The sequence below is a fragment of the Epilithonimonas sp. 33E genome, assembly GCF_059372615.1.
This window is the reverse complement of the sequence record NZ_CM182009.1, coordinates 1787671-1803381: the sequence shown is the minus strand read 5'-3', so window position 1 is coordinate 1803381 and position 15711 is coordinate 1787671. Positions and strand designations below refer to the sequence as shown.

At 34.5% G+C, this 15711-nt stretch carries 17 protein-coding genes; 3 read left to right on the top strand and 14 right to left on the bottom strand.

Features of this window, described 5'->3' with window-relative positions; genetic code table 11:
- Positions 1–8: 8 nt before the first annotated feature.
- The 3 genes from AC5P2S_RS08275 to AC5P2S_RS08265 form a co-directional block, all read right to left on the bottom strand.
- A complete protein-coding gene (locus AC5P2S_RS08275; RefSeq protein ID WP_494556925.1) occupies positions 9–677 on the bottom strand; it encodes a DUF2461 domain-containing protein in 669 nt (222 codons plus the stop codon).
- A 22-nt stretch (positions 678–699) separates the two neighbouring features.
- Complete coding sequence (locus AC5P2S_RS08270) at positions 700–1536, bottom strand: 1,4-dihydroxy-2-naphthoyl-CoA synthase (protein ID WP_283415227.1); 837 nt, start codon at positions 1534–1536, stop codon at positions 700–702.
- A 288-nt stretch (positions 1537–1824) separates the two neighbouring features.
- On the bottom strand, positions 1825–2316 hold the full coding sequence (locus AC5P2S_RS08265) for a DUF4920 domain-containing protein (protein WP_494556924.1): 492 nt from the start codon (positions 2314–2316) through the stop codon (positions 1825–1827).
- Positions 2317–2450: 134 nt separating this feature from the next.
- Here AC5P2S_RS08265 and AC5P2S_RS08260 point away from each other — a divergent pair, with 134 nt between their 5' ends.
- Positions 2451–3263, top strand: coding sequence for a head GIN domain-containing protein (locus tag AC5P2S_RS08260; protein ID WP_494556923.1), 813 nt, complete (start codon positions 2451–2453; stop codon positions 3261–3263).
- 75 nt (positions 3264–3338) lie between these two features.
- On the opposite strand, the gene AC5P2S_RS08255 is transcribed toward AC5P2S_RS08260, so the two are convergent.
- The 4 genes from AC5P2S_RS08255 to AC5P2S_RS08240 are packed head-to-tail and all read right to left on the bottom strand — an operon-like array spanning position 3339 to position 6141.
- A complete protein-coding gene (locus tag AC5P2S_RS08255) occupies positions 3339–4118 on the bottom strand; it encodes a zinc ribbon domain-containing protein (protein WP_283415223.1) in 780 nt (259 codons plus the stop codon).
- A 2-nt stretch (positions 4119–4120) separates the two neighbouring features.
- Positions 4121–5218 (bottom strand): Nif3-like dinuclear metal center hexameric protein, encoded by a 1098-nt coding sequence (locus AC5P2S_RS08250; RefSeq protein WP_494556922.1) that lies wholly within the window; start codon positions 5216–5218, stop codon positions 4121–4123.
- A 12-nt stretch (positions 5219–5230) separates the two neighbouring features.
- A complete protein-coding gene (locus tag AC5P2S_RS08245; RefSeq protein ID WP_283415221.1) occupies positions 5231–5683 on the bottom strand; it encodes an RES family NAD+ phosphorylase in 453 nt (150 codons plus the stop codon).
- Positions 5684–5685: 2 nt separating this feature from the next.
- The gene (locus AC5P2S_RS08240) at positions 5686–6141 is read right to left on the bottom strand and encodes an Xre family toxin-antitoxin system antitoxin (protein WP_494556921.1); all 456 of its coding nucleotides are present in this window, start codon (positions 6139–6141) and stop codon (positions 5686–5688) included.
- Between the two features lie 117 nt (positions 6142–6258).
- Here AC5P2S_RS08240 and AC5P2S_RS08235 point away from each other — a divergent pair, with 117 nt between their 5' ends.
- Positions 6259–7086, top strand: a complete 828-nt coding sequence (locus tag AC5P2S_RS08235; protein ID WP_283415219.1) for an ion transporter — start codon at positions 6259–6261, stop codon at positions 7084–7086.
- 3 nt (positions 7087–7089) lie between these two features.
- Here AC5P2S_RS08235 and AC5P2S_RS08230 read toward each other — a convergent pair whose 3' ends face one another.
- The 7 genes from AC5P2S_RS08230 to AC5P2S_RS08200 all read right to left on the bottom strand — a co-directional run bounded on the left by AC5P2S_RS08230 (position 7090) and on the right by AC5P2S_RS08200 (position 15252).
- A complete protein-coding gene (locus tag AC5P2S_RS08230) occupies positions 7090–7887 on the bottom strand; it encodes a patatin-like phospholipase family protein (RefSeq protein WP_283415218.1) in 798 nt (265 codons plus the stop codon).
- A 66-nt stretch (positions 7888–7953) separates the two neighbouring features.
- The gene (gene lpdA / locus AC5P2S_RS08225) at positions 7954–9345 is read right to left on the bottom strand and encodes a dihydrolipoyl dehydrogenase (RefSeq protein ID WP_494556920.1); all 1392 of its coding nucleotides are present in this window, start codon (positions 9343–9345) and stop codon (positions 7954–7956) included.
- Between the two features lie 85 nt (positions 9346–9430).
- Entirely contained in the window at positions 9431–11983 is a 2553-nt protein-coding gene (locus tag AC5P2S_RS08220; protein WP_494556919.1) for a VWA domain-containing protein, read from the bottom strand.
- Positions 11984–11994: 11 nt separating this feature from the next.
- Complete coding sequence (locus AC5P2S_RS08215) at positions 11995–12519, bottom strand: RNA polymerase sigma factor (RefSeq protein ID WP_494556918.1); 525 nt, start codon at positions 12517–12519, stop codon at positions 11995–11997.
- A gap of 221 nt (positions 12520–12740) precedes the next feature.
- A complete protein-coding gene (locus tag AC5P2S_RS08210) occupies positions 12741–13631 on the bottom strand; it encodes a TIGR01777 family oxidoreductase (RefSeq protein WP_494556917.1) in 891 nt (296 codons plus the stop codon).
- A gap of 136 nt (positions 13632–13767) precedes the next feature.
- Entirely contained in the window at positions 13768–14586 is an 819-nt protein-coding gene (locus AC5P2S_RS08205; RefSeq protein ID WP_494556916.1) for a DCC1-like thiol-disulfide oxidoreductase family protein, read from the bottom strand.
- Between the two features lie 165 nt (positions 14587–14751).
- On the bottom strand, positions 14752–15252 hold the full coding sequence (locus AC5P2S_RS08200) for a GbsR/MarR family transcriptional regulator (protein ID WP_283415214.1): 501 nt from the start codon (positions 15250–15252) through the stop codon (positions 14752–14754).
- 204 nt (positions 15253–15456) lie between these two features.
- Here AC5P2S_RS08200 and AC5P2S_RS08195 point away from each other — a divergent pair, with 204 nt between their 5' ends.
- Entirely contained in the window at positions 15457–15711 is a 255-nt protein-coding gene (locus AC5P2S_RS08195) for a hypothetical protein (protein ID WP_494556915.1), read from the top strand.

Genomic DNA, 15711 nt, shown 5'->3' with positions numbered 1-15711 from the left:
TTTAAATTTTAATCTGTAATTGTAGATTCGCCATTCAAATTTGTTGTAAGTACATCACTCATATAATCAAAAAAAGGGCGCATCGCAAGAAAAGTAGAAATAATTTCTTCCTTAAAATCATCAGAAAAGACCTCCTTATCAGAAAATTTTCTCTTCACGACATATTGTTTCTTTTTGATCAAATCAATAGCTGGGTGATTTTTATCAAATCCTTTAGGAGCGATTTTCACAGCATCTTCTCCTTCCAGTTTTCCGAAATAGTTAACAAAAGTTTTGTCCGAAGTAATTCTTTTGATTTCTGTTGTATTGCTTTCAAATTCCTTTCGGATCCGGAACAGGTCTTCAGAATTTGGTCCCCAAAACCCTCCGCCAACAAAACTGTTATCGGGTTCTAAATGAATATAATATCCACCTCTCAAAAACGGTTTTCTACGGGATAATCCTACACCGAAATTGGTTTTATAAGGCACTTTGTCTTTAGAAAAACGTACATCATTATAAATTCTGAAAACATGAAGATTCGCTAAATTATCATATTCCTGAAAGTCCGAGAATATCTTATCAAAGAAAATTTTATTAGCTTTCGCAATCGCATCGTATTGCAGTTTATGTTCAGAAAACCACTCACGATTGTTGTTTCTGCAGAGTTGTTTCAGAAATTCAAATCCTTTCTTCAAACCAATACAATTTTACTGATTTTTATGATATCCACTGATTATCTCCGAAATCAGGTTTACGTTTTTCCAGGAAGGCATTTCTGCCTTCTTTTGCTTCTTCTGTCATATAAGCTAAACGCGTTGCCTCTCCTGCAAAAATCTGCTGACCAACCATTCCGTCGTCTGTCAAATTCATAGCGAATTTCAACATTCTAATAGAAGTTGGAGATTTTGCAAGTATTTCCTGAGCCCATTCGTAAGCTGTGTCTTCTAATTCAGCGTGAGGAATTACCGCATTGACCATTCCCATATCCGCCGCTTCCTGGGCAGAATAATTTCTGCCTAAGAAGAAAATCTCCCTTGCTTTTTTCTGACCAACCATTTTCGCTAAATAAGCAGAACCATAACCTCCGTCAAAACTCGTAACATCAGCATCGGTTTGTTTAAAAATCGCGTGTTCTTCGCTCGCCAAAGTCAAATCGCAAACCACATGAAGCGAATGTCCACCTCCAACAGCCCAACCATTTACAACAGCGATCACAGCTTTTGGCATAAAACGAATCAAACGCTGAACTTCCAAAATATTAAGACGATGTCTTCCATCTTCGCCAACATAACCTTGGTGTCCACGTGCTTTTTGGTCGCCACCGCTACAGAACGCGTGACCGCCGTCTTTTGGACTCGGACCTTCGCCTGTCAGCAACACGACCCCGATTGACGAATCTTCGTAAGCATCATAAAAAGCATCGTAAAGTTCTGAGGTTGTTTTTGGCCGGAAAGCGTTTCTGACTTCTGGTCTATTGATAGCGATCCTTGCGACGCCATTTGATTTTTTATAGGTAATATCTTCGTATTCTTTGACGGTTTTCCAGTCTGCCATTTTTTGAAAATTTAGAGTGTAAATATACACAGATTAATCGGATTCTGGAAGCGTGATGACGGATGTCAGATGTCGTTTTTTGCGCCAGCGCGTAAGGGATAGTAGCGGTTATCCTTTTTTTGCTTTGGAAAAAGCTTGGGCAAAAAAGATATGAGCGTATAGCCCGACCCGCTTGTTTTTCTACGGCAAACTTTGATTTTTATCACTAATGTTCTGGAAAAACAAAGGGTTACGCCCTAATAAAAAAGCCCCAGAAAATCCGGAGCTGTAAATTATATTCAAATCAAGTTATTCTACAACCTTGATGGCGCTTGCCAAAAATCTTGTTTCAGTCTTTGGTTCTGTAATCGCATCGATTTCTGCTTGCGGTTTTTTAGCATCTTCTGCGTAATGTTGCAATTCTTTTACAGAAGTCGTTTTGCTTTCTGCGCTACCTTCCAACACTACAGTTTTGCCTTCCAAAGCAGTCGGAACGAAGAATGCATAATCTTTCATTTTAACAAAAAAAGTTTCGCCAGAATCTGTAGCCAGACTTACCCAACATCCTTTTTTAGGACACACGCCAGTAACTTTTCCTTTCACGGAAGTTTTAGAAATTTTCGGCGTTGATTTTAATTCTTTATTCAGTTCGTCTGTAGAAATTGCTTTCTTAATAGCTTTTGCGGAAACATCCTGACCATAGAACTCTCCTACTTTGGCATCACCAGCCGGCGGACCGGATTGTGCGAATGCTGAAACAGAAAGGCCTATCAATATGAAAGCAAACAATATGTTTTTCATAATCAATAATTTATTTTTAATGCTGTAAATTTAGAAAATTAATTAAAATGAAAATTTTTATTTTTTGATGTAACGAAAAAGACTTTTCAATTGTCATATTAATAACAAATCAAAAACTATAAAAAATTATACTTATGAAAATAAAATTTTTATCCCTAATTCTTTTGGCTTCTGTTACCAATTTTTCCTGCATACAGAAAAATGGTTCCAATGACGTGATGTTTTCTCACCTATTATCTGACTCCGGAAAAGGTGAAGTGATCGAGAAATCTTATTCGATGGATTTTGACGAGTTACAAATCTCAACTTCTCTTAGCGCAGAAGTTTTTAAATCCAGCGAAGAAAAAATTGTGGTGTATGCTCCTTCTGACCTGATGAAATATGTAGTCGTAAAACAGGAAGGCAGAAAAGTCCAGGTGAAAATCCAATCGGAAGGTAAACTGAATATCTCAACCGATAGAATCAAAATTAAAGTTTATGCTAAGGATTTTGACGGATTGGTAGCTAACTCAAGCGGAAGCATTGTTTTGAAAGATGATTTCAAATTTTCTGACCTTGATGTGAAAGTTTCAAGCTCCGGAAACATCAAAGGAAATATCAACGGAAGCAACATTAATATCCAAGCTTCCAGCAGTGGTGATTTTTATGGAGAAATCAATGCAAGAAATCTAAATCTGCAGTCTTCTTCTTCAGGAGGAATCAATATCAAAGGAAAAGCAGACAGTGTAAGTGCACAAGCTTCTTCAAGTGGCGATATCAAAGCTGAAAACTTAACCGCAGACAGCGCGGTTCTTACCACTTCTTCTTCGGCTGACATTACGATTGGTGTTCGTAATAGCTTAACAGCAAGCGCTTCTTCCAGCGGAGATATCAACGTTGTGAAAAGAGGTGACCTGAACAAAGTGACCAAAAACGAAAGCAGCTCCGGTTCTGTTAATATCCGGTAATTTTATATTAATTTTCTCTCAAACGAAAAGAGACCTGAATTTCAGGTCTCTTTTTTCTTATATTTTAAAAAAATCTTAGTTGAATTTGATAATATCTAACATTTTAGCAGTTTCTTCGTTCACCAGCTCGTCATCTACCAAGATTTTTCCAGAATGCTCATCGATAATAATTTTCTTTCTTTGAGCTATTTCCATTTGCTTTTGTGGCGGGATTGTGAAGAAAGAACCTTTTGGCGCTCCTCTTTCCAAACCTACAACGGCAAGACCTGTAGATGAACCTTGACGGATTCTTTGGTAAGAAGCCAACAATCTGTCATCAATTTTTTCAGCAAATTCTTTAGATTTTTCCAATAGATAATCTTCTTCTTTCTGTGTTTCAGAAATCAAATTATCCAATTCGTTTTTCTTGTGCGAAAGATGGTTTTTCAATTCGTCAATCTTAGCATTAAGATCAGACAAAGTTTCTTTCTTATGATCGATTCTGGATCCGAATTCTTTAATTCTTTTTTCAGCTAATTGGATCTCTAACTCCTGGTATTCTACTTCTTTTGCTAACGCTTCGAATTCTTTGTTATTTCTAACGTTATCTTGTTGAGCTTTGTATTTATCAATAAGGTTTTGAGCTTGCTTTGCCAACTCTTTTTTGTTATTGATCTCAGCATTTTGTTCAGCAATTTCAGCCTCAAATTTTTGTGCTCTTTTTTCAAGACCTTCAATTTCTATCTCAAGATCTTCTACTTCAATTGGCAATTCGCCTCTTGTATTGCGAATCTCATCCAAACGGGAATCGATAATTTGCAAATCGTAAAGAGCTCTTAATTTTTCTTCAACAGAAATTTCGTTTACTTTAGCCATATCTATATAAAATAATTAACAGGATTTGTTTTTTTTGTCGTTTTAGCGATTGCAAATGTAGTGAATTTTTCGGACAAAATTTCAAATAATTGTTGAGTTACAAATTGTTCTGATTCGAAATGTCCAATATCGCAAATCAGCATTTTATCTTCCCCGGAAAAAAAGTCGTGGTATTTCACATCGCCAGTCAAATATGCATCACATTTTGCGGATAATGCAGACTTGATTCCGCTTGCTCCGCTTCCGCCCAAAACACCTACTCTTTTAATTTTTTTCTGAGTTAAATTATTGTGTCTGATAACATTAAGATTGAATTTTTCCTTTACGAATTTCAGAAAATTAATTTCATCCATTTCTATTTCCAAATCCCCAAATCTTCCCAAACCAGTATATTGATTTTCGTTTTCGAGAGAAATTAATTGATAAGCGACTTCTTCGTAAGGATGATTTTGTTTCATAACAAACAGAATCTGATGCTTTTTATAGTCTTCAAATATTACAGAAAGTAAAACTTCATTAGCGTTTTCTCTTTCATTATGACTTCCTGTTACCGGATTTGAACCTTCCAAAGGTCGAAAAGTTCCGTTGCCATTGATTGAAAAACTACATTCATCATAGAAACCAATATTTCCAGCTCCAGCTTCAAATAGAGCATTTTTCAACTTCTCAGCAGAATCAACAGGAACATAAACTTCCAATTTTTTTAATTGATTTTGCTTTGGCATCAGAACATTTTGATTCTTCAAACCAAGAACTTCGCAGATTTTATAATTTACGCCAAAATAATCATTATCAAAAGCCGTATGAATCGCATAGATTGCAATTTTATTTTCCAAAGCTTTCAGAACAGCTCTTTCTACATAATTCTTTCCAGTAATCGACTTCAGTCCGGAAAAAATAATGGGATGAAAACAAAGAATCAGATTATAATTCTTTTCAACCGCTTCATCAACAACGGATTCCAAAGCATCGTGCGCAATCAAAACACCAGAAATATCTCTGTCAGGGCTTCCACAAAGCAAGCCAACATTATCGAAATCTTCTGCCTGTCTTATTGGAACGATTTGTTCAAATTCCTTTATAAATTCTTTGATCTTCATTTAATTCTATTTTTATCTGATGAATAGTCTGTCATCAAAAGTAAACTTTTCTATTTTCTTGATTTTAACATCAGAAAAATCAATATGTTTTGGATTAATAATATAATTGAACTCTCCTTGTACAGCCGCAGAATGAACCTTCATAAACAGGAATTTGTTTTCTTTGAGAAATCGATCTCCAATTTTCTGCGTGCTGTCGGGATGAGGAAAAGTATTCCAGTCTTTTGGTAATCTTTTGGGTTCAAAAAAATCAGTATCAGGAATTTCTATATGAATCAAACGGTAATCTTTTGGTAAAATCCCCAAAGGAATATGAACAGCTATTTCCGTTACGCATAGCGCAATGGATTGTGCCGTGTATAAAGCAGCACTGCCTTTGCTGTTCCATCGCCCGCCGGCTATTTCCGCTCCTTTTCCGGAAAGGTCGTTTGCATAAACTTCCTTCGAAAGCCTGTAAACTATCATGGCTACGCTAAAATACCGTGCTCTATACGAGTTAACTCATCCATAAGAAGTGATATCCCAAAACTACTTCCTAACAAATCTTGCGGCTTTGTTTTTCCCAAAGCCACATTCTTTGTTTGCAACCAAATCAAAAAATGCTCTGAAGAACCAAACACCTTCTCTCCTCTTGTGTATAACATCTCTATCTGAAGAATCTTTTCTGACTGTAGTGTGTCAAAGGTCTTTTCTTCTTTCTGATAGCGAGACAGTGTTTTACCTGAGATATGTAAAAACTCCGCCCACTCCTGAAAAGTGAACGGAAACTTCTTCACCAGATTATCAAAAAACTTGAAAGAAATACCCTTTTGTGCTATATCTATTATTTTAAACACACCAGCATCATCAAAGTTCTGATAACCATACAATGCGATAGGCTCATTAACAACATTGGAATCGTCTATTGTCTTATACTTTTTCATTTCTTTGTTTTTATATTTACAAATATAAGACTTTTGTCCAAATAAAAAAGACTTTTGTCTATAATTTATCAATCTATTTACATTTTTTTTATTAACTTCATATTTTATTTTAAATCAATGAAAATAAAACCAGAATTTGATCTTATTCCGGAAGAAGGCTGGAGAAAAAAAATTTACGAAATCGTTTATTTATCCAACACAAAAGCCGGAAAAATTTTTGATATAAGCTTATTGACATTAATCCTGATTTCTACCATTCTATTAATGGTAGAAACTATTCCTATCATAAGACTACAATATTATCGAGAATTTTATTACGCCGAGTTTTTCATCACATTGATATTTACGATAGAATATATCCTGAGAATTATTTGTATAAAAGACAGGAAAGAATACATTTTCAGTCCATTAGGAATCATTGATTTTTTATCAATTATACCATTTTATATCAGTTTATTTTTTCCTGTATGGCATTTTGTCGCAGTTATAAGAATACTCAGAATACTCAGGATTTTCAGGATCTTTAATCTTGCCGACTATATGCACGATGGGAGATTCATTGTTTCTGCATTACGACACAGCTCCAGAAAGATTTATATTTTCCTTTTATTTATGATTATTTTTATCATAATTATTGGCTCACTGATGTATATTGTTGAAGGAGGAAAAAATGGATTCAGTAGTATTCCTCAAAGTGTTTATTGGGCTGTTGTCACCATTACAACCGTAGGGTACGGCGATATCTCTCCGGGAACTCCTGTAGGAAAAATCCTTTCCATCATTGTAATGCTATGCGGTTATAGCATTATTGCCGTTCCAACCGGCATTGTAACATCCGAGTTCAGAAAACAAAATAGGAACAATTTCCAATGCAAAAGATGTGGTAACCAAGACAATGATGATAATGCACGTTACTGCAAAATTTGTGGTGAAAAAATAATTTGAATCTCATCTTATAAAAATCTGCTCAAATTCTTCTTCATTTTCGGAAAAAGTTCGTTTTGCTTCTTCGTAACCGATTTGAAAAATCTCTTCTAATCTTTGTGGTTTTCTTTCAAAGGTTCCATATTTTGAAAGTTTTTTGGAAGTAATAAACCAATCACAAAATGCAAATTTGTAAATTTCCGTTCTGTGTGATAATAATTCGTAGGCGCGCGTAGTTACCGAACGAATACTTCTCAGGTCATTAGCTTCTACATCTTGTGGTGGCGTCACATAAACACCTATCATTGTATCACACTCATTATGAATGACATCCGCAGGAAAATTATTGAGAACACCTCCGTCACTATACATTTCTGTTCCTATAAAATAAGGTGTGGAAATCCCTGGAATACAAGACGAAGCAATAATTGCATCAACCACTTTATAATTTTTCTCGAAAACTTTCTGTTGTCCAGTAATCAGTTCCGTTGCAACGATCCTGACATCTTTTTTCAAATCACCTAAAGTCGAATCTTCAAAAATCGGATTAAGATAAGTTGAGAAAATTGCTGATGAAACCAAGCCCGGTTGGTTGAATGTAAAATGTTTCCAGTTGAAAAAATATACAGACTGGAAAAAATCCAAAATTTCTTCTGGTGATTTCCCAAATGCATAAAGAGAACCAACGATTGAACCAGCACTACAGCAGGAGATAATATCCGGCTCTATATTTTTTTCATTTAGAAATTTCAATACTCCTGCATGGGCCAAACCACGCGTTCCTCCACCTGACAAAACCAATCCCAACTTTGAATCTTCCATAAAGTAAAATTAAAAAAACCACAGAACAATCTGTGGTTTTATAATATGAATATTATGTTAATCTCATTAAATATGAATCACCTCTCCATAAGCAGCAGCAGCAGCTTCCATAATAGACTCAGACAACGTTGGGTGTGGGTGGATAGATTTGATGATCTCGTGACCAGTTGTTTCCAATTTTCTTGCAACAACAGCTTCAGCAATCATATCAGTTACACCGTCGCCAACCATATGACATCCTAACCATTCACCATATTTTGCATCAAAAATCACTTTGATAAATCCGTCTGTATCGCCGTTTGCAGTCGCTTTTCCTGATGCTGACAATGGGAATTTGCCCACTTTAAGCTCATAACCTTTTTCCTTAGCTTGTTTCTCAGTCAAACCAACGGAAGCAATTTCCGGATGACAGTAGGTACAACCAGGAATATTGCCATAATCGATTTTTTCAACATGAAGACCTTTGATTTTCTCAACACAAGTGATTCCTTCAGCAGAAGCGACGTGAGCCAAAGCCTGAGTTGGGATAATATCACCGATCGCGTAATAGCCAGGTACAGAAGTCTCATACCATTCATTAACCAAAACTCTTCCTTTATCGGTTTTGATTCCAACTTCTTCCAAGCCTATTCCTTCTAAGTTAGCAGCAATCCCGACAGCAGAAAGAAGAATATCAGCTTCCAGTATAATTTCTCCGTTGGCTGTTTTTACTTTTGCCTTTACGCCATTCCCGGAAGTATCCACAGATTCCACAGAAGAATTGGTCATGATCTCGATACCTGATTTTTTCAGAGATTTCTCAACGTGTTTTGAAACTTCTTCATCTTCCAAAGGAACAATGTTTGGTAAAAATTCCACCACGGTAACTTTAGTTCCCATAGAATTATAGAAATCAGCAAACTCAATTCCAATGGCGCCAGAACCTACAACAATCATAGATTTTGGCTGCTCAGGAAGAGAAAGTGCCTGTCTGTATCCGATTACTTTTTTACCATCCTGAGGAAGATTTGGTAATTCTCTGGAACGTGCTCCGGTTGCAATAATAATATGTGTTCCTGTATATTCCGTAGTTTTTCCTTCAGCATCTACAACAGAAACTTTTTTACCAGCTTTTACCTTGGCAGTCCCCATGATCACATCGATTTTATTTTTCTTCATCAGGAACTGGATTCCACTGCTCATCTTAGAAGCAACCCCTCTACTTCTCTGGATTACTTTGGTGAAGTCAAATCCTGGGTTCTCCACTTTATTAAGACCATAATCCTCGGCATGTTTCAAATAATTGAAAACGTGAGCCGATTTCAGAAGTGCTTTTGTTGGGATACAACCCCAGTTAAGACAAATACCTCCAAGATTTTCTTTTTCGACAATGGCTGTTTTGAAACCCAATTGAGCAGCTCTGATTGCAGTCACATAACCGCCAGGCCCACTTCCTATAACTATGATATCGTAGTTCATGTGATTAAAAAATTTTATGCGAATTTACGGAAAATTATTGGAAGCATAGTATGACAAAAAGCAACTTTAAAAGTTGCTTAATCATTTAATTCTTTATCAGTTTAAAAGTTTCTGATTCTGTTCCATATTTCAGCCGAATCACATAAACGCTTTGAGGATATCCAGAAATATCAAATGAATTAGAACCTTTGCTCAAATTATTTTTCCTTAATAATATCTTGCCTGTATAATCATATAGAACAAATTCTTCGATGTCTCTTTTTGTATCAATTTTGAAAACGCCTTTGGTAGGATTTGGAAAGATTTTGGTTGAGAAATCCTTTTTATCCAAACTTTCGACTTCCAGTTTTTTATTGATAAATTCTTTCGTAACGCCATTTTTACAATCCGGAACTGTTGAACGTTGAAGAATTAGTCTCAACAACAAATCATTCAACTTTTCAACCTCATATTCACTTGCCGTTGGCTTGATATGATTATTCCCTATTCCGCTGTCATTGGTAAGAAAAGTATAAGTTCCGTTGGTTAACAGTGCAAAAGTACGCATCAGATATTCTGTTTGTTTATCGGTATCACTTGCTGCAATTGGGATAATAGTGATTCCTTTTTTGGCAGCCAATTTAATTTTTTGATGAAGCTTTTCAATGTTTTCATCGGACAAATGTGGTGGTGCATCCAAAAGTAGAAACATTATCTTGGTTGCATTTCCGTTGCTCCAGCTAAGTTCATCAACCGAAGTTTCCAAAGCTTCTACAACGGCTTCCGGTTGGTCGCCGCCACCTTTTGCGTTTTGTTTTTTGATAAAATTAATCAGATTTTCGGCATCATTAGAAAAATTGAATTTGCGGGTTACATAATCGTCACCGTGATCTCTGTAAAAAACCGAACCATATCTCACATTTGTATTTTTTAGATTAGATTCTACTTTTTTCAAAACGTCTAATAATTCAGATTTCAGATAATTAATTTCATCGCCCATAGATCCGGTTGCATCTACCATAAAAACCAAATCCAAGGCTCTTTTTTTGGTACAACTTTCGTTGATTTTAATCAGATTTTGTCCGTTTCGGAATTCTTTTACATTTTCAGACAGAACATTTCCAAACTCATCTTCTATTCTATAATTTCCAAAAATATTTTGTTGGTTTATGATAGAAGAAATCCACAATTCGGCATTTCCACGATTATCGGTTATGCTTTCCCAAACGGTTTCTTTGTTATCATTTACCAATTTCAGTTTTTTTCCAATAATGGGATTGCTATCAAAATTGGTCAATTGAACCGAAACTCTTTTGTCCGGAAAAATTTTCCAGTTTTTTTTGTATTGATCCAAAACAGGCAGTGCGATATCTTGCCAATAATTCCATTTGGAAAAATCATTCACTTCGCCTGCCGTTAGTTTTCCTGCGTCTGGAAGTATAATTTCTTCTTGTTCTTTATTTTCGAGTTTGTATTCTCGGTTAAATTTTCTTAGTTCCTTTTTTGACAGATTTTTTGTTTTGATGATAACGACTCCATTTATAGCTTGATCTCCATAAAGACTTGTAGCTGCTTCTTTTTTAAGAACTTTTACAGATTCTATAATTTTTGGATTAATGGATTTTATAGATTCCAAAGAAGACACTTTTCCGTCTAAAATGTACAAAGGTTTTTTTGATGAATCAACAGAAGCGGCTCCACGAATCATAATATCTTTAGAGGCAGATGATCTGGTAATTTCAAGACCTGCAGCTTTTCCTGATAATGGAGAATACATTGTTCTACTTGCTAAAAATTCTGACAATTCTTTAGATTTTGCAACCGCATCTTTAGAAAATTTCACTTCAGCTGTACTACTTTTTGCTGTAATTGGAGGCGGAGGTGGCGGTGTGTATACTGAAACTGGTTCGTAAACATAATTTTCAACAATTCCGCTTGTTGTTTCCAAAAGTTTTGAGATTGGTGGCGGAGGTGTTTCTGAAGATGCTATTTTTTGATTTAGAGGCATATCTACATTTCCGAATTCAATTCTTTTAACAATCTTTTCATCGGTTGTGTACGCTGCTTTTTTATCTGAAAAACCAGCATCATTGTTTTTTCTTTCAAGTTCAATTCCTCGAAAACTTTTTCTTTGAAAATTAAAAGTTGGTTGATTATTCACAGACGCTATAATTTTCCCATTTTTGGCTTTTTCGATAGAAATGTCGTCCGTTTTATATTCTTGTCTTAATTTTTGGTATAAGTCATCTATTTCATTCTTTTTTGGCTTAGGATTATGATAGGCAATAATATCTTTCGCTTCCATTGGTTTTATTGGATTTTTTGCCAAATTCTCACCAAATTTTTTATTAATTTCCTGTACTTTTTTCGGAATTTCAATTAGGTTAGGATTGATTGGTTTTCCTTCAATTCTATCAGCAATTTGAGACTCAATTTTAACTTTGCTGTCATTTGTAAAATATAAAACACCAAATGTCAAAGCCAAACCAGCAACCATTCCGTAAGGCAACCAAACCGGGATGATTCTTTTCTTCTGTTCTTTCTTATCTAGCTTTTTTTCAACTTTTTCCCAAACTTTTTCAAAATCAGGAAATGTTGGATTTTCTTCTGCTGATTTCCCAGCATCGTTGAACATTTTATCGATATCTTGATTTTCCATTTTTTTTAACTTTAAGAATTAATTGTTTGAAGTTTCATAAGCTCCTGCAATTTCTTACGAGCAAAATTCACCTGAGATTTGGATGTTCCTTCTGAGATAGAAAGCATTTGCGCAATTTCTTTGTGAGGATAACCTTCCATCGCAAAAAGATTGAAAATTGTTCTGCAACCTTCCGGAAGGAAATTAAGAAGAGATAAAATGCCTTTTTCTTCTGAAACATTTTCTGTTTCTGAATCGGGTAAATCCACAAAATTCTCCTCAATCGAGATCGAAAACGGCTGTTTCTTGCGAAGCTTCTGAAGACATTGATTCACCACAATTTTCTTTGCCCAGGCATCAAAAACCTGAAAATCTTTGAGCTGTTCCATTTTTGTGAAAATAATGTAGAAAGAATCTGCTAAAACTTCCTCCGCATCTTCATCGTTTTTCAAGTAACGCTTACAAGCCGCGAAGAATCGTCCTGCATATTCTTCATAAAGTTTCCGCTGTGCGTTGCGGTCTTTATTTCTGCATCTTAAGTATATGTCGTGTTCCATACATTAGCTTTTATAAGGAAAGATGCGATAGTTCAAAAAAGGTTGGAATTATTTTGAAAATTTATGAAAAAACTTTGAAAAGCCGACTTCCAAAGTTTTGAAATTAATTATTATTTAGTTGAAAGTCTTCGGCTCCTCCCAGACTGATATTACTATATTGAAATGTTTAGTATTAAGTATGTCACATTGAGCGTAGTCGAAGTGTTTTTTATTAAATCAAATTATAATTCTTCTAAGGCTTTTTCAAAAGTATCATATCGAAATTTGAAATCATTTTCCAACAAAATCTCAGGATAGACATTCCTGCTTTTTAACATAAGTTCTGTTTCTGTTTTGATGAAGACTGAAGCTAATTCCAATAACCAAACTGGACTTGGAATTCCAAATGAGACTTTAATCTTTTTCCGAATTTGGCCCATCATATCTTCGTTAGATAAAGATTTTGGAGCTGTAATGTTAATTGCGCCTTCAAAGTTTTCGTTTTCAATAATAAAATTAACGGCTTCACAAAAATCATCAATATGAATCCAGCTCATCAACTGATTGCCTCTACCCTGCTTTCCGCCTAAACCTAATTTTGAAATTTGTTTAAATTTGGGAAAAGCGCCTCCATTTTTTCCAAGAACAATAGAAGTTCTAAGCGCCACTTTTCTAACATTTTCATTTTCTATTTTGAAGAATTCTTTTTCCCAAGATTTACAGATATTCATAGAAAAATCGTCGCCGATAATCCCGTTTTTCTCTGTGTTAAGATGTGTTTCTGAATGGACATAAATTGTCGCAGAACCGGCGTTCAGCCAGATTTTTGGTAGATTTTGACATTCATCAATAGCGCTTTGCAAAACTCTTGTTGAATCTATTCTGGAATTGTAGATTTCTTTCCTGTTCTTATCATTATAACGACAGTCTACTGACTTCCCGGCAAGATTAATGAGAACATCTGCATGTTCCAGCTCGTCTTTCCAAATCCCGATTGTTTTTGCGTCCCAAAAAATTTCGTTTTTACGCTTTGGGTTTCTTGTCAATATTTTGACTTCGTAATTTTTATCAAGAAAATAGTTTTCGAGATTTCGTCCAAGGAAACCGGTTCCAGCTGCAATGATTATTTTCATTTTGATCAATTTTAAGTTGTTAATTTCTTTTTACTGCCTAATGTTATTTTGCGAAACTCGCGTAGGCTTGAGCGGACTCTTCTAGAACTTCAGAATGATAAGCGGAAAAGAGGAAGGATATTAAGCGTCCAATCATTTAAGAATTAGAAACAATGTATAAGAGAATAGCTCCGAAAGTGATTCTGAACAACATCCAGGAAATGGTTGGAATTATTCCGAATTTCAGAATTCTGCATCGTCTCAAATGTTCTAAAAACATTATGAATACTACAATTCCGAAGTAGATAAAATAGAATACTTGGCTAAAATTGAAGAATAAAGCGGGAATTAAAAGTAATGTTCCAAGCAAAGAAACGGTCATCATATTTCCAAGATAATCCCAAATTCTGTGTTTGAGATAAATTCCCATAAATGTTCCTTGCCAAACAATTTGCATACAGCAGATGAAAAATTCGAGACCAAAATTATTTTTGAAATTCGGAAACAATCTTTGATTATAAAATCCTAAAACATAAGCGGAAAACAATAAAACAAAAGCAAGGTAAAACAGTCTATATTTTAGATTAAAATCCGGAACGCAATTGTCTTCTGTCAAATCTTTTTCTGAAGGAATAATTTGTTTTCTATTGTAAGAAACGAATTTGTAAAGTCTCTGAAAAAACCAATGAAAAGGTTTTATTCTTGCAAATTTTTCCAAAATCGGAAAAGAATTACCGATGATTGTGAGTAGGCTTTCTAATCCGTAGATTACTCTATTATTTTTTGTATCAATCAATGCGATTTCATTTTTTGACCGATGAACATCAATCTTATTTTTGGTTTCGGATGTGATTTCTGAAAAAGCTTCTCTGCCGTTTTTATCCAACATCCCGGATTTGACAAACCCTTTTGAATAGATATTGCACAATGGACAATCATTGTCATAAATGAGAATGTGATTTTGTAATGTTTTCATTTTGCTTGATTTTATTGTTTGAGGAAATCGCCTTTTGTTCTTTTGCTATTTCTGAAAAGAATTGTCATAAAAATCCTAAATAACAGGTTTTTCATAATTTTAAACATTTTATATTTTCAGTAATTTTTGAAAATTAATCCGAAATAAAAAAGGATTGATCCTTTTTTATTTTAACAAGCTGGTAATTTTCCCTACCAGCCAGTGATCATCACTTTTTATTGCTAAGTCCATTATATTGTTGATTTTGTTGGTTACGTTTCCAAAATCATCCATTAGTTTAACAAATTGTTTTGCTTCTTCGGAATCTTCATCTACATTCTTCAGCTCTTCCAAAAATGAAACAACAGGTTCTATTTCCCGCTTTCTGCGTTCTTTTGTAATCTGTTTGAAAAGAAACCAAACATCTTTCTCGGCAACAAAATATTCTTTTCTGTCACCTTTTACCAGTTCTTTTTTTACAATTCCCCAGTCCATCAGATTCCGAAGATTCATATTGGCATTCCCTCTTGAGATTTCCAGTTTATCCATCACTTCATCCGTGGATAAAGGTTTGCCTTCTGCTAAAAGCAAAGCATGAACCTGCGCCATTGTTCTGTTGATACCCCAATTGGTTGCAAATGTTCCCCAGGTTTGTATGTATTTCTCCTTAGCTTCGTCGAGTTTCATTTTTTATTGATTTGAATTCTTGTACAAATATAATTAAAATTTCTAAACTTTCAATAATAATTGAAAATAATATAATCTAGGTTTAATTAAGAAACTTAATATTCAAATAATATTTTGTTTATAAAATGTATACATAAAAATTAATTTTTAATTAATAAAAAAAATAAATTGATTTCGTTACATTTGCTGAAAACTTTACATCTAATGAAGTATACTTTGTTAAAAAGAAACAAAAGCTTCCGGACAGATTCTCATACAAATTTTATCAGATGGATGAGAAAGATGGATCTGCAGCAATGGAATGATAACAAAGACTTTATGGAAGGTTATGCTTACCGAAAATCAACTTTCGAAAATATTGATATCCGTTTTCATAATGAAGAATCTTTCATAGAAGATCTGCAAAAAAATAACCTTTTGAAAATAGAATCTTCAAAAGGTTTATTTGGCTTATTTTAA